The following is a 14,282-nucleotide window of genomic DNA, read 5'->3' on the forward strand; positions in this document are numbered from 1 at the left end:
CTGGCCATGCTCGCCATCGCGGTGCCGGCCGAGCCGGTCCGGGCCGAGCCGACCGTGTCTCCCGCGACGGCGTGGCAGCGACCGGCGTCTGTCGGGCACGCCCCGGCCGGCGACCAGCAGCCCCCGGTGCTGCCCCAGAGCCGGGAGGGTTGTGTCGGCGGGTCGCCGATGGTGGCCGTGGACCCGCCCTGGCCGGTGCGGCGTACCGCGCCGCAGGCGGTGTGGCCGTTGACCCGGGGCCAGGGGGTGCTGGTCGCGGTGATCGACACGGGGGTGAGCGCGGAGGCCGACGCACTGTCCGGTGCGGTGCTGCCCGGCACCGACGTGGTGAGCCAGGGACCGGGCGATCGGGACTGCGTCGGCCGGGGAACCGCACTGGCCGGAATCGTGGCGGCCCGCCCGGTGACCGGAAGCGGGTTCGTCGGCCTGGCGCCGGCCGCCCGGATACTTCCGGTGCGCATGGTGGACGGCCGGGGCGAAGTGCCGGCCGGGGCGCTGGCGGCCGCTGTCCGGGAGGCCACTCGGGCGGACGCCGACGTGATCCTGCTCGGGGTCGGCGCCGCGCAGCCCGACGCGGCGCTCCGGGCAGCGGTACGCGACGCGGTCACCAGCGACATCGTGGTGGTCGCCTCGGTTTCCGACGCCGCGCCGGACCCGGCGCCGTGGTACCCGGCCACTGACGAGAACGTGCTGGCCGTCGGCGGCGTCGACCCTGACGGTACGCCGACCGAGGCCCTGCCGCCGGAGGCGGGTGTGGACCTGCTCGCTCCCTCGGCCGGCGCGGTGAGCGTCGCACCGATCGGCAGTGGCCACTACACGGTCGGTGGACCGGCGGTGGCGGCGGCGTACGTGGCCGGAGCGGCGGCGCTCGTCCGCGCGTACCACCCGCAGTTGAACCAGGCCGAGGTCCGACGCCGGCTGGTCCTGACCGCTGAGCCCCCGCTCGGCGATCAGCAGCGGTCCGGACCCGGCACTCTCGACCTGTACGAGGCGGTGAGCGCGGTGGAGATCTACGAAAAACCGCTCCCGGCCGGCGTACCCCGGATGATCAAGCTGCCGGCGCCACCGCCCTCGGATCCGGCGGCGGCGGTCGCCGCTGCGGTCGCGGCCGGACTGGTGGCGACGGCCGCAACGGCGTACGTGTCGGCGCAGGTGCTCAGGCTCGGTCGCCGTCGTCGATGGCGTCCGTGACTGTTGCTGTTCCATCCCTCTTCGACAGAAAGGTCTCTGAAATGCTCCGACGTGCCAAGCGCAGCATGGTGGCGGTAGGGCTGGCGGCGGTGCTCACCGCCTCATCGCTGGCAGTTGGTGGTGGCACTGCCGCCGCGGCCGACCAGCCCGTCGGCCGGATCGTGGTCTGGCAGACCTACCTCACCGCGTTGGACTGCCAGTGGGCTCGTCTCCAGCTTGTCGCCCAGTTCCCGAATCTCGACCTCTACTGCAACGGTGCCACTCTGTACCAGATCGTCTAGTCGTGACGTGACGAGGCGCTGTTCGTCGCCCGGATGCTCGATCCGAGCGACGAACAGCGCCATGCCCCGCGCGAATCCCGTTACAGGGTGATGAAGTCGAGCAGGTCGGTGTGGAAACGTGACTGGTAGGAGCTGCCCACGATGCCGTGCGGCGCCCCCTGATAGATCTTCAGCGAAACGTCCTTGAGTAGTTCCGCCGTCTTCAGCCCGGAGATTGCGATCGGCACGATCTGGTCATCGTCGCCGTGCACCACCAGCGCCGGAACGTCGACCTTGGCGAGGTCGGCGCGGAAGTCGCTCTCCGAGAATGCCGCGATGCAGTCGTACGCGGCCTTGACACCCACCTGCATGCCGGCCAGCCAGAAGGCCTCGCGGACGCCCTCGGAGATGGTCGAGCCGTCCCGGTTCGCGCCGTAGAACGGGTAGGTCAGGTCCTTGTAGTACTGCGAGCGATCGGCCGTCACACCGGCCCGGATCTCGTCGAAGACCTGGCGCGGTGCGCCGTCCGGGTTGTCCTCGGTCTGCAACAGGAACGGAGGCACCGCGCCGAGCAGCACCACCTTGGACACCCGCCCGGTGCCGTGCCGGCCGATGTAGCGGACCACCTCGCCGCCGCCGGTGGAGTGCCCCACCAGCACAGCCTCACGCAGGTCGAGCGCCTCGAGCAGAGCACCGAGGTCGTCGGCGTAGGTGTCCATGTCGTTGCCGTCCCAGGGCTGCCCCGAACGACCGTGCCCACGGCGGTCGTGCGCGATGCCCCGGAAGCCGTTGTCGGCGACGAACTTGAGCTGGCTGTCCCACGCGTCGGCGTTCAGCGGCCAGCCGTGACTGAAGACGATCGGACGACCCGATCCCCAGTCCTTGTAGAAGATCTGCGTACCGTCTTGTGCGGTGATCGTTGCCATGGACGCCCTTTCGAGTCGCTAGGTGACGTTCCGATCCGAGCTTGCCCGGACGACAGGGCGCGGGAATCTGTCAGATGACTCAGATCGCCTACCCACCTCACCCTGCCCGCGACACCGGGCGCTCCTCCGGCGGGCTCCACGGGGTCTGGATCAGACGGGCGCCGCGTCGGGTGCACAGCAGGGCACGCCCCGGCGGAAGGTGCCGCGGCTTGACGTTGCCGAGCAGCGGACCCTCGTTGGGCGGGCAGGACAGCGCCAGATCAGGGCTGTTCGTCTCCTGCAGCCGGCGGATGACCGGGTCCATCGACATCCGCATCACGTTCGCCGCGCCACGGGTCAACACCAGGTGAAAGCCGATGTCGGCGCCCTGGGACAGGTACGGCACCAGCGGCAGCAACGGGCTGTCCGACCCGGCGAGCAGGTCGTAGTCGTCGACCAGGACGAACAGGCGAGGGCCGCTCCACCAGTCCCGGCGGCGAAGCTGCTCGGGGGTGATGTCGCTGCCCGGCACCCGTGGTTTGAGCCCGAGCACCGCGTCGGCCACCGTCGCGCTGGTCGAGTCGGGGGAGACGGAGTAACCCAGCCGGTACGGTTCGGGTACCGCGTCGAAGAGTTGCCGCCGATAGTCGACGATCAGGATCCGCGCCTCGGCGGGGGTGTACCGCGACATCACCGACCGGGCCAGGTGACGCAGCAGGCTCGTCTTGCCGCTCTGGCTGTCGCCGAGTGAGCTCAGGTGCGGCAGCTCGGCGAAGTCGTGCCAGACCGGCTGCATCCCGGCCTCGTCCAGGCCCAGCGTCACCTTGAGGTCGCCGTGCGCCGCCGGCAGTGACTCGACCGGCAACACCGCGGGCAGCGTACGCACCGGCGGTGCCGGCTCGCCCGGCCAGAATTCGCCGACCGTGGAGACCAGCGTCCGCACCCCGTCGGCGAGACTGTCCGGGTCGGTGCTGCCGTCGATGCGCGGCAGCGCCGCCAGGAAGTGCAGCTTGTCCGCGGTGAGGCCCCGCCCGGGCACCTGCGGCACGGTGGCCGCCATGCGTAGGTCGACGGTCGAGTCGACCGGATCACCGAGGCGCAGCTCCAACCGGGTGCCGATCTGGTCCCGCATACCGTGGTACATCTCCGACCACCGGGACGCGGTCAACATCAGATGCACCCCGAAGTTGAGTCCCTGCGCGGCGAGTTGCCGGACCGCGGACTCCAGGGACTCGAACTCCTGGCGCAGGGTGAACCAGCCGTCGACGATGAGGAACACGTCGCCGTACGGGTCGTCGGCGATCCGGCCGTCGGACCGCATCTGCCGGTAGGTCACCATGCTGTCGACGCCCAGCTCGGTGAAGCGTCTCTCCCGCTGGCTGACCAGGTTGGTCACCTCGGCGATGGTGCGGCTCACCCGGTCGGTGTCGAGCCGACCGGCGACGCTGCCGACGTGGGGCAGATCGGCCATGGCGCCGAGCGTGCCACCACCGAAGTCGAGGCAGTAGAACTGCACCTCGCGGGGACTGTGGGTGAGTGCCAGGCTGCTGATCAGCGTACGCAGCAGGGTGCTCTTGCCGCTGCGCGGCCCGCCGGCGATGCCGACATGGCCGCCGGTGCCGGACAGGTCCACGATCAGCAGATCGCGCAGCTGCTCGAACGGCTTGTCGATGAAACCCACCGGGGCGACCAGCCGGCCGTTGCCGGGCCAGTCCAGGGCGGTGAGCCCGAAATCCGGGTCCGGTGCCAGCGTCGGTAGGAGCTGATCCAGCGTCGGCGACGCATCCAGCGGAGGCAGCCAGACCTGGTGTGCCGGCGCCCCCTGGTCGATCAGCTGGGACACGACGACGGCGAGCACGCTGCGTTCCCGGGGCGCTTCCGGGGCGGCCGTGCCGGTCGCGTCCGTCGTCGCGGTGGTGCCGTCGGTCGCCGCCGTCGAGCCGTTCGCGTCACCTGCCGCAGCGGCGGCCGAGTCCGCGGTGGTCGCCAGATCCGCGCCGCCCGGTCCCGGTTCCGGGGCCGCCACCGGCTCCAGCCGGTACGGCACCACCTGCTGCTGCACGATCTCCTGCCGGACCCGTTTGGTGGCGTCCCGGTGCACCCCGGAGACGTACCCGGCCTTGAACCGGATCAGCGTCGACACGTCGGTGCGCAGGTAACCGTTGCCCGGTGACGGGGGCAGCTCGTAGGCGTCCGGCACACCGATCACCGACCGGGATTCCATGGCCGAGAAGGTACGCAGACCGATCCGGTACGACAGGTGGGACTCAAGCTGCCCGATCCGGCCGTCGTCGACCCGCTGGCTGGCCAGCAGCAGGTGCACGGCGAGTGACCGGCCGAGCCGGCCGATCATCACGAACAGATCCATGAACTCCCGGTGCGTGGCCAGCAGCTCGCTGAACTCGTCCACCACGACGAAGAGTGTGGGCAGCGGATCCAGCGGGGCACCCTGGGCGCGGGCGCGTTCGTAGTCGAGCACGGAGCTGAACCCGCCCGCGGCGCGGAGCAGCTCCTGCCGCCGGACCAGCTCTCCGTGCAACGCGTCCTGCATGCGGCCCACCAGCGCCGCCTCGTCGGCCAGGTTGGTGATCACGGCGGAGGTGTGCGGGAGCTGGTCCAGGCCGAGGAAGGTGGCCCCACCCTTGAAGTCGACCAGGACGAAGTTCAGCGTTTCCGAGGAGTGGGTGGTGGCCAGTGCCAGCACCAGGGTACGCAGCAGCTCACTCTTGCCCGAGCCGGTCGCACCGATCAGCATCCCGTGTGGTCCCGATCCGCCCAGCGCCGACTCCTTGATGTCCAACTCGACCGGGTTGCCGCGGGCGTCGATGCCGATCGGCACCCGCAGCCGTTCCCCGACCGGTCGGGGTGCCCACAGCTTCGCCAGGTCCAGCTGTTTCACGTCCGCGATGTTCAACATCGTGCCCAGGTCGAAGTCGGACGTCAGGGCGTCCGCGGCGGAGTCGGTGACGGCACCCAGCCGGTACGGCGACAGGATCCGGGCGATCGTCGCAGCCCGTGCCGCGCCCAGCCGGTCCGGCCGGGCCAGTCGGGTGCGCGCGGCGTTACCGAGCCGGTCCTGCCGCACCATCAGCAGATCGTCACCGTCCACCTCGATGCAGATGCTTCCCTTGCCGGTGGCCGGGGTCGGATCATCGAGGTCGATGAGCACCGCGTTGCGGTAGCCGGAGCTGGTCAGTCGGCTGCCGTTGCCGCCCCGCCCACCGTCCCGCAGCACCACCACGTACGGTTCGTCATGGCTGGGGGTCGCGCCCGCCTCCCACCGGGGACGCGCGCTGAATGCCTCGCCGAGCATCCGCTCCACCACCTCGACGCTCGGGCCGAGCATCCGGGCCGCACCTGCGGCATCCTGCTCGGTGGGGTGCTGCACATGCGGCAGCCACTTGGTCCACTCCCAGGCAGCCAGCCCGTCACCGTCCGCCCAGAGCGCCACACGCACCTCCTCGGGTGCGTGGAACGCGACCAACTGGCCGAGCAGGGCGCGCACCACCGCCCGGGCGTCCTCCTTGTCGCCGGCCACCCGCACCTGGGCGAAACCGCGTAGGAACAGCGCGATGGGCTGGTCGGCGAGGGTGGTGTAGGCCCGGATGAACCGGCGTAGCGATTTCGCCGACAGCGGCTCCAGGTTCTCGATCGGCTTTGTCTGGAGCGGAGTGATGCGCACCGCCAGCCGCTGCTCGCCGGTACCGATCCGCAGTTCGAGAAAGTCCGGATGGGTGGGCCGGCGCTCCCAGCGCCGCGAGGTCATGACCAGCGACCAGAGCGATCGCGGGTCCGGGTGCTGCCAGTCGCTGGCCTCACGTTGGCGGGCCACATCCTTGCGGACGCGCTTGCGGGTCTGGCCCAGGTAGCGCAGGTAGTCGCGGCGGTCGCCACCGAGGCGTTTCTTGCGGTCCATGGCACCGAAGGCGATCTGACCGACGGCCATGGCGCCCATGGCGACGACCATCAGGCCCATCATCACGAAGGTGAGTGGCCCCCGGGAGGTGCTCATGAACATGAGCACCATCACGCCCGACATCAGCGCCATCGGCAGCACCAGCATCGCCTGGCGCATCCCGTTGCCCTGCGGCTCGGGCAGATCCGGTGGCTCCTGGAGATCGATCTCGCCGCCCGGCATCGGGGGCGCGCTACGCCGAGCGGGACGTTTGAACAGAACCGTACTCAACAGGGCCAGCCTTCCGCTGCGGAACAGTGCCCGTCTCCTGGGCCAGGCCCGGGGCGATCTCGCCGGGCCCGACCCCTACTACGGACACCGGCCGCGATCGGGTCACACCCGTCATGTCGGGGGTGGACACAAAGTGGGCCGCGCCACCGCAGGATTTTGAACCCGTGAGTCAGCCGCCCCGTCGTGCGAGGCGTGAGTGTCGCCGTTGCCGAGACATGTCGACTCGTGGTCCACGGGCCCGGGCGGCAGTTGGATGTTGCCGTACCGGCCGATGTGCCGGTCGTCGACCTCCTGCCGGCGTTGCTGCATCATCTCGGAGACAACCTGGCCGACGCGGGGTTGGCCCACGGCGGCTGGGTGCTGCAACGGCTGGGCGCGCCACCGCTGGACGAGGAGAGCAGCGTCGCGGCACTGGGACTGCGCGACGGAGACCACGTCCACCTGCGTCCCCGGTCCGACCAGATTCCGCCGGTGCACTTCGACGACCTGGCCGACGGCATCGCCACCGGTGTGGGTAACCGGTCGGGGTTGTGGCGACCGGAGATGATCCGCTGGTCCGCGCTGGGCGTGCTGATCGTGCTGCTTGCCGTCGGGGTCGGCGCCGTGGTGATGCCCGGCCCACCGTTGCCCCGCGTGATCGCGGCCGGGATCCTCGCGCTGATCTGCCTGGCCGGGGCGTTCGGTTTCACCCGGGCCGCCGCCGACCGCGCCTTCGGTCTGGTCAGTGCCGTGGCCGGGATCGGGTACGCCGGTCTGGCCGGCATGATCGCACCGGACGTCACCGAGGCGCACGCGGTGCTTCGCGTCGGCGCACCGCAGATGTTCGCCGGCATGGTGGCGGTGGCGGTGACCGCGCTGCTCGCCGCCGTGGTGCTCGGCTTCGCCGGTCCGCTCGTCGCCGCCGTCGCCGCTGCGGCGCTGTACACAGCCCTCGGCACTGGGCTCGCCGTGCTGCTGGCGCTGCCGCCCGACGCGGCGGCGGCGGTGGTCGCGGTGTCGGCGACCGTGTTGACCGTGCTGGTTCCGCTGACCGCGTTCCGGCTCGCCGGGATCCAGCTGCGTCCCCTGCCCACCCAGCCCGAACACCTTCAGGAGGAGATCGATCCGGAGCCGAGCGATGTGCTGTTGGCCCAGACCGCACGGGCGGACCGTTACATGACCGGCCTGTACGTCGGAGGTGCGATCGCCGTCGCGGTCGCGCTGGTCGTGCTGGTGCGGTCCGGCGGGTGGGCGGCCTGGACGCTGGGCGCACTGGTCGCCATCGTCCGGTTGCTGGCCCTGCGGCCGATGACCAGTGCCTGGCACCGGCTGGCCATGGCGGTCCCGGCTCTGCTGGGGCTGGGGCTGATGGTGCTGCTCGCGCTCGCCGCCGCGTCGGCGCCGCTGCGGCTGGTGCTGACCACCAGCATTCTTCCGATCGCCGGCGGGCTGCTGTTCATGCTGGGGCGCAAGCTGCCGGGCCGGCGACTCATGCCGTACTGGGGGCGGATCGGGGACGTCACGCAACTGGTCGCCACCATCGCCATGTTGCCGATCCTGCTCGCGGTGCTGGGCGCGTACGACGCCGTCCGGTCGTTGGGCGGGTGAGGGCGTGCAGTCGCGCCGTGATCAGGTCCAGGCTCAGTCGTACGTCCTCGGCCGGCTGACCGGTGCCCTGGTCTCTGCGGATCCGGACGGGCTGGAGAACCCGCACCGACGGATGGTGGTCGGGACGATCTGCGGCCTGCTGGTGGCGGCTCTGGTCGTGGCGATCTTCGCCGTCTACGGTTTCGTGGTCCCCGGAGCGTCGAGCAGATGGCAGGCCGACGGTGTGCTGGTGGTGGAGAAGGAGACCGGCACCCGCTACGTCTATGTCGCCGGGACGCTGCGTCCGGTGCTCAACTACGCCTCTGCCCGGCTGCTCTTCGAGCAGGAGCCCGAGGTCGTCTCGGTCTCCCGTCGTTCACTGCAGGGCGTGTCGCGCGGCCAGCCGGTCGGCATCGTCGGTGCGCCGGACGCGCTGCCGCCTTCGGGCACGGTGGCCAGCCAGGTGTGGACCGTCTGCGCGTTGACCACCCGCGACCAGGCCGACACCCAGTCCACCTCGACCACGCTGACCATCGAGGAAGCCGGCACGCAAGTACGCCGCGACCGTCCGCTCGACCCGACCGAAGCGGTCGTGGCCGCCGTCGGCGGCGACAGTTTCCTGCTCTGGCGCGGCCGGCGGCTGCGATTGGCCGAGCCGTGGCTGGCCCGGGTGTTCGGCTACGACCGCGGCGCGGTGCCGGTCGAGGCGGGCTGGCTGGAGTCGGTGCCGGCCGGACCCGATGTCGCGCCGCTGCCGGTGCCCGGACGGGGCGCCCCCGGGCCCACCGTCGACGGGCGGCGGGCCCGCGTCGGTGAACTGTTCGTGTCCCGCACCGCCGGAGCGCAGGAACGCCGATACGTGCTGCTCACCGATGGGCTGGCGGAGCTGAACCCGTTCGGGTACACGCTCGTCGCGGCGGACCCGGAGACCACGAGCCTCTATGGGGAGCGTGCGGTGACGCCGCTGGAGCTGAGCCCGGCGGCGCTGGCCCGGCTGCCGGTCTCGCGTCGATCGTTGCTGCCCGCCGGGGTGCCGGAGTCTCCACCCCAGTTCGTGCCGGTCCCGAGTGGCCGCACCTGGTGTGTCCGGCACACCATGGCCGACGGCCGGGTCGAGGTGACCGCCGACGTGCCGCCACCCGCCTCCGCGACGGTACGCGACGCGGTGGGGTCGACCCGCACCTCGCGTACGGCGGCTCGGATCGCCGTGGGGCCGCAGGTCGGTGGCCTGGTGCGGGCCGGCCGGTCGGACCAGGCCGCGGGGGCCGGCTTCTACCTGGTCACCGACGCGGGGGTGAAGTACCCGCTGGCCTCGGCCGCCGCGGCCGAGCAACTCGGCTATCCGCCGTCCGGGGCGCGGCCGGTGCCGCGGCGGCTGTTGGAGCTGCTGCCGACCGGACCGCTTCTCGAATCGGCCACGGCGGGGAGGTGATCGACGCAGGAAGCCTCTTTCAGGCTTCCGCCAACCGAAACCCGTCGGTGATCACCCACATGGGCGGCGCGACGCAGCCGCCGTGCGAGCAGAACGAGAGGAAACAAGATCGTGCCTGGACAGATCAGGTCAGATGATGCGAGTCGCGATGCACTGCGGGCCGCGTTCGAGGAGATGGGGAACGCTCTGACGGCGGCCAGGAGCACCATGCGGGAGGCCCGATCCCGTCTCCACGGGGACTACACCGGCCAGTCCGCCAAGGTCTTCGACAATGGAATGGACCGCATCGAGGCCGCGGTCGGGCAGCTGGAGATCAAGCGCGCTGCCATCCAGGAGGCCATGACCTCCTTCGGCCGGGTCACCAGCCAGACCGAGGACGCGAACATCAGCCTGGCCGGCACGGTCGGGATTTCCGGCGGGGCCAGCTGGACCTGATCCGTACGCCGCCGGCGTCGCCGGCAATGGATGACGTTTGTCGCACAGCGAAGGAGAAATTGATGGCAACCTACAGCGGGACCCCCGAACTCATGGAGGAGTCGGCGGCCGAACTCAGGGCGATCCCGAGCCGGCTCCAGGCTGCCGTCGACGGGCTGCGGACTGCGGCGATGAACTACACGGGCGGGAACAGCGGTGCGGCCGTGCAGGCATACCAGGAGGTCCAGACCGTGTGGGACCAGCAGCGGCAGGAAATCGAGGCCGGAAGCAACCAGGCTGGCACAGCACTGGAGCGGATCGCGGACGCCTTCCGGGCGGGTGACCGACAGGGGGCGAGCCTGTTCTGACGGAGGTGGGTCGGTCGCCTCGACGACCGGGACGCGATAGGCAGGGCGGGCGAACGACATTGCCGTAGCGTCGTCCGCCCGGCTCCGCCTTTCTCCACCATCAGCCGCCGTTCACACAGGAAAGTGACATGCCCCCTCGGATCAGGTACGACGACGAAAAGCTCGAAACAGCCATCAGAACGATCAACGGCTTCCGTCAGAAGAACGCTGCCGCCCGCGCCGGATTGAACCCGGCTGCCGCTGGCGACGGTGGCGGAACCGCATGGGCAGGTCTGACCGTCATCGCCGGCGGTGAATGGTTCGCCAGCGGCATGCTGGTGAAGCGCCGGATCGAAGAAATCGGCAGAGCGGTCGACAAGGTGCTGGCCGACCACGAAACCAAACTGGCCGCGATGTCCCGCGCGTTGGTCGCCACGCGGAGGATCAGCGACGAGACGGAGAAGGAGAACATCGACACCGCCGGGAGCGCCCGATGACATCGCCGATCCCGCCGACAACCCCGACCGAGGCACCGCCGACGCAAACTGCGCAGCCACCACCAGCGACCAATGTCGACACCCTGACATGGGAAGACGGGTTGACGCAGGTGCTGCAGGCGCCGGCGACGAATCGACACCAGTTCATGGGCCGCCCCTGGATCACGCACGTCGAATCAGAGGTGATCCAATATGGCAGTGCCGGGTTGGGTGACTACGGCAGGTTGGAGGAACACGAGTTCGAGTTCTTTCACCACATCGGCGGCGGCTCGGGAACCGGTCTCGCGAATAGCTATGCCTCCTCCGCTGGCCGGCGAAATCATCTGTACCTGAGGGTCAGGGGGCGGCTCGACTGGTTCGTCGGCGACGAGGGTGAAACCCCCCGGGCCCGCTTCAACAGCGATTTTTGGGATCTTACCGACGACGCCCTGCTCCGGACGCCGAGTCCGCCACCACTTGACATCCAGTCGTTCTATGCGGCCGAGCGTACGGTGTCCAATCTGGCCGGCTGGCTGGAGCAAGGATCCGCCGAGCTGCAGCGGGAGATCGACAGCTTGGGCGACGGTTCCGGATTCACGGGCGACGCCGCGCAGGCATATCACGCAGCACTGGAGAATCTCCGCAGGGACATGCTGGTGCTGCGTGATGATCTGGAAATCAACCGCAACTGGGCGGAACTGCTGCGCCAAGCTGGGGATGCGGCCGAGACCTTCTGGCGGGAGGTCCGCAGGACCTGGGACGAATGGAGCATCGTCAGCGCACGCGTCAGGGGAACCTTCCCGGTGTACCACCCCGGAGTCATGGTGAGGAGGGCACTGCTCGGCATCAGTGACCACATCGCGCAACGACGCACTGGTGGTGTGATTTCGATCGACATCGGTAATGGTCGACGGGACTACGACTTCACCAGTCCGGCCGGGGCTCAGGCTTCGCTCGCCAGCCTGGACCGGGACATGCACGCCTATTTCCAGGAGAGAGCGACTGTCCTGGACGAGGCCATGCGCGTCCAGTACGTCAACCTGCGAAACAGCTTCAACGACACGACCACGAATCTGCTGGATCCTCGCGGAGCCCTGCCGCAGTCCGACGGCCCGGGCCCGGGGGAGCCGAACCTGAACGTTCCCGATCTCCTGAGCGATCCGCCTCCGGGTCTGTTCGATGGTGGCGGTGGTGTGGGTGATCCGCTTCCGGGTTCGTTCGATGGTGGCGGTGGTGTGGGTGATCCGCTTCCGGGTTCGTTCGGCGGTGGCGGTGGTGTGGGTGATCCGCCTCCGGGCTCGTTCGGCGTTGGCGGTGGTGTGGGTGATCCGCTTCCGGGTTCGCTCGGTGGTGGGTTCGACCTCCCCGCCTCGCCCGGCACCGGGTTCGATGCCGGCGGCCTCGATGGACTTGATCCAACGATCGGCGATGCGGGGCCGCTCCCTGCTGGCGGATTCGTCGGGCCTCCCGGTCTCGGTGGCCTGCTGTCGCCGATCGGCGGACGACCGGTGCCTGGACGGGAGCAGACCGGTAGCGGCCCGAACGGGATCGGCACCGGAGACGGGGACTTCCAGGAACGGCCGAACGCGATCGACCCCCGAGACCTACCTGGTGTGGGCGGTTCGCTGCCGGTCCTTCCTGGTGGTTCCCTCGAAGTGGGGGATCTGCCCGGCTTGCCCGGTGTTCCGGGTGGCACCCCTGGCCGCGATCCGCTCGGTGCCGTCCCTGGAAACGGCGGCGATGGTTGGCTCGGCGGAGGCGCCGAGCCCGGCTCGGAAGCCCGGGTTCCGGCGGGCCAGATGCGGCTCGGTCCGCTGAGCCCGGCTGCCTTGCAGGCTGACGGGCTCGCTGATCCGGACGGTGGCTTGGCCGGGCTGCTCGGTGCCCCCGGTAATGGCCTGGCCGGCTTGGACGGTGCCCCCGGTACGGGCTTGGCCGGGCTGGGCGGCGGCCCAGCCGGCGTTGGGGCGTCGACTGCGGGCGCGGGAAGCGCCGGCTACCCCTTCATGCCACCGATGGCTCCCATGGGCGGTGCCGGTGCCGGAGGCCAGCAGGAGAAGGAGCGGGAGCGCAAGACGTGGCTGGCCGAGGAGGAGGAGGTGTGGGGCACCGACCCGGACGTGGCGCCGTCGGTCATCGGCCGGGACGAGGTGCCGGACGGGACCGGGACGGAGCATACCGGGGCGTCGGTACCGAGGACCCCTGACGCGCCGTACGGGCCGGCGCGCGGCACGGGCCAGCACAGCCGTCGTGGGTACTGAGGAAAAGTGAGGAGTACGGATGACCAGTCCGTTGCACAGCAAATTTGAGCAGGCGTATGCCGAATTCGCCAAACAGCAGAGCGGTGTCTCGGAGTTTGAGCGAAAGCTCGCGGAAGCCTCGACGACGGTGACCGCGAAGAACCGGGCGGTCATCGTCACCGTGGACGGCCAGGGTGATCTCACAGAGCTCAAGTTCCCCACCAATGCCTACCGGACCATGGCTCCGGCCGAGTTGAGCAGCCTGCTGGTCGAGACGATCAAGTCGGCCCGGGAGCAGGCGCGGGAAAGCGCGACCGAACTCCTACAGGCGCACCTGCCGGCCGGTGGGCTGGCCTTCGACATGCTTGACAATCCGGTCGACTTCGACGAGATCCTGACCGAGGCGGTGCGTGCGGCCGGCCGGATGTTCCCCGATGCTCCGCAGGCCACGGAACGAACGGACGGACCACGATGAGCACGATCGGCGCTGACACCGACCTCGTGAAGAGCGGACTGCTGGCTGCCTACCAGAAGCGGGTGGACCGAGCAGCGGGGATGCTGGACGACGCCATAGCCGCCAACACCCCGTTCGGGCCCATCCGGTCCCCCACCGATCGGGATATCCAGGATCAGACGGCACCGTTGCTCGGGGCGCTCGTCGGTCTGGTCGCCGCGTTCGGCGCGCTCTCGACCACGGATGGGGAGAGTGTCGACATGCTGAGCCGGGTGCTGGAGACCACGGCGGAGGCCAGTGTGGACTTGGCCAGTTCCTTGACGGACGCCGGCGCGGGCCGGCCCTGAAGGGCCTGATTGGCCGATTGAGGAGTGTGTTGTGAACAGTCCAATGAGTCCGAGGATCGCCGCAGACACGGACAGGGTGAATGGTGGACACCTGAAGTCGTACCAGGATGCGATCCGCGCAGTGGAAAAGACTCTTGCCCGCAGCAAGGCGGAGAATCTGCCGCCAGGGACGGTGCGGATGAGTCTCGACGAGCAGGTCATGCCGCAGATCGACGTGGTGGCCACCGCACTCGACACGCTGATCGGGGCGTTCCGGGCCATCTCTCTCACCGATGGCGACAGCGTCGACCGGTTGGGGCGGGTGCTGACTAACACGGACGAGGTGAGTACCCACCTGGCCGGTCAGTTCACCCCGGACGGTACGTCGCACCGGACCTGACCGGGATCCGTGGTGGATGGTCGGTGGGGATCGGCCTGGAGGCGAGTGTTGTCCTCCGGGCCGCTCCCTGTTGGCCGCCTGGGCA

General features: G+C 70.0%; 12 protein-coding genes. 10 read left to right on the forward strand and 2 right to left on the reverse strand.

From position 1 onward, the window contains the following. Positions 1 to 6: 6 nt before the first annotated feature. On the forward strand, positions 7 to 1,191 hold the full coding sequence (locus tag Vqi01_RS07615) for a S8 family serine peptidase (protein ID WP_204033884.1): 1,185 nt from the start codon (positions 7 to 9) through the stop codon (positions 1,189 to 1,191). 41 nt (positions 1,192 to 1,232) lie between these two features. Further along, the gene (locus tag Vqi01_RS07620) at positions 1,233 to 1,472 is read left to right on the forward strand and encodes a hypothetical protein (RefSeq protein WP_204033886.1); all 240 of its coding nucleotides are present in this window, start codon (positions 1,233 to 1,235) and stop codon (positions 1,470 to 1,472) included. An 80-nt stretch (positions 1,473 to 1,552) separates the two neighbouring features. Here the strand turns inward: Vqi01_RS07620 and Vqi01_RS07625 are convergent, their stop codons facing one another. Both Vqi01_RS07625 and eccCa read right to left on the reverse strand, forming a co-directional pair. Then, positions 1,553 to 2,377 carry an alpha/beta fold hydrolase gene (locus Vqi01_RS07625; RefSeq protein ID WP_204033887.1) on the reverse strand — a complete coding sequence of 275 codons (825 nt, stop codon included), beginning with the start codon at positions 2,375 to 2,377 and terminating at the stop codon, positions 1,553 to 1,555. Between the two features lie 97 nt (positions 2,378 to 2,474). Further along, complete coding sequence (gene eccCa / locus Vqi01_RS07630; protein WP_443673779.1) at positions 2,475 to 6,542, reverse strand: type VII secretion protein EccCa; 4,068 nt, start codon at positions 6,540 to 6,542, stop codon at positions 2,475 to 2,477. 192 nt (positions 6,543 to 6,734) lie between these two features. Between eccCa and eccD the strand changes: the two genes are divergently transcribed. From eccD to Vqi01_RS07670, 8 genes are all read left to right on the forward strand, one after another. Further along, positions 6,735 to 8,129: a type VII secretion integral membrane protein EccD gene (gene eccD / locus Vqi01_RS07635; protein WP_204033888.1), complete on the forward strand. Its 1,395-nt coding sequence runs from the start codon at positions 6,735 to 6,737 to the stop codon at positions 8,127 to 8,129. A 4-nt stretch (positions 8,130 to 8,133) separates the two neighbouring features. Then, positions 8,134 to 9,540 carry a type VII secretion protein EccB gene (gene eccB, locus Vqi01_RS07640; protein WP_204033889.1) on the forward strand — a complete coding sequence of 469 codons (1,407 nt, stop codon included), beginning with the start codon at positions 8,134 to 8,136 and terminating at the stop codon, positions 9,538 to 9,540. A 207-nt stretch (positions 9,541 to 9,747) separates the two neighbouring features. After that, positions 9,748 to 9,975 carry a hypothetical protein gene (locus Vqi01_RS07645; RefSeq protein ID WP_204033891.1) on the forward strand — a complete coding sequence of 76 codons (228 nt, stop codon included), beginning with the start codon at positions 9,748 to 9,750 and terminating at the stop codon, positions 9,973 to 9,975. A 62-nt stretch (positions 9,976 to 10,037) separates the two neighbouring features. Next, positions 10,038 to 10,322: a WXG100 family type VII secretion target gene (locus Vqi01_RS07650; RefSeq protein WP_204033892.1), complete on the forward strand. Its 285-nt coding sequence runs from the start codon at positions 10,038 to 10,040 to the stop codon at positions 10,320 to 10,322. Between the two features lie 295 nt (positions 10,323 to 10,617). After that, positions 10,618 to 13,038 (forward strand): WXG100 family type VII secretion target, encoded by a 2,421-nt coding sequence (locus tag Vqi01_RS07655; protein ID WP_204033893.1) that lies wholly within the window; start codon positions 10,618 to 10,620, stop codon positions 13,036 to 13,038. A gap of 19 nt (positions 13,039 to 13,057) precedes the next feature. Continuing rightward, on the forward strand, positions 13,058 to 13,492 hold the full coding sequence (locus Vqi01_RS07660; RefSeq protein WP_204033894.1) for a YbaB/EbfC family nucleoid-associated protein: 435 nt from the start codon (positions 13,058 to 13,060) through the stop codon (positions 13,490 to 13,492). Next, positions 13,489 to 13,818 (forward strand): hypothetical protein, encoded by a 330-nt coding sequence (locus tag Vqi01_RS07665; protein WP_204033895.1) that lies wholly within the window; start codon positions 13,489 to 13,491, stop codon positions 13,816 to 13,818. Before Vqi01_RS07660 ends, Vqi01_RS07665 begins: the two co-directional genes overlap by 4 nt. 121 nt (positions 13,819 to 13,939) lie before the next feature. Continuing rightward, positions 13,940 to 14,197, forward strand: a complete 258-nt coding sequence (locus tag Vqi01_RS07670) for a hypothetical protein (protein ID WP_204033896.1) — start codon at positions 13,940 to 13,942, stop codon at positions 14,195 to 14,197. Positions 14,198 to 14,282 lie beyond the last annotated feature (85 nt).

It is taken from the genome of Micromonospora qiuiae, assembly GCF_016863555.1.
Taxonomy (GTDB): Bacteria; Actinomycetota; Actinomycetes; order Mycobacteriales; family Micromonosporaceae; genus Micromonospora; species Micromonospora qiuiae.

Bases quoted from the DNA above. Each gene is read 5' to 3' on its own strand.
- Vqi01_RS07615 (WP_204033884.1), top strand. From the start codon at position 7: ATGCTCGCCATCGCGGTGCCGGCCGAGCCGGTCCGGGCCGAGCCGACC.
- Vqi01_RS07620 (WP_204033886.1), top strand. From the start codon at position 1,233: ATGCTCCGACGTGCCAAGCGCAGCATGGTGGCGGTAGGGCTGGCGGCG.
- Vqi01_RS07625 (WP_204033887.1), bottom strand. From the start codon at position 2,377: ATGGCAACGATCACCGCACAAGACGGTACGCAGATCTTCTACAAGGAC.
- Vqi01_RS07645 (WP_204033891.1), top strand. From the start codon at position 9,748: ATGCGGGAGGCCCGATCCCGTCTCCACGGGGACTACACCGGCCAGTCC.
- Vqi01_RS07650 (WP_204033892.1), top strand. From the start codon at position 10,038: ATGGCAACCTACAGCGGGACCCCCGAACTCATGGAGGAGTCGGCGGCC.
- Vqi01_RS07655 (WP_204033893.1), top strand. From the start codon at position 10,618: ATGGTTCGCCAGCGGCATGCTGGTGAAGCGCCGGATCGAAGAAATCGG.
- Vqi01_RS07660 (WP_204033894.1), top strand. From the start codon at position 13,058: ATGACCAGTCCGTTGCACAGCAAATTTGAGCAGGCGTATGCCGAATTC.
- Vqi01_RS07665 (WP_204033895.1), top strand. From the start codon at position 13,489: ATGAGCACGATCGGCGCTGACACCGACCTCGTGAAGAGCGGACTGCTG.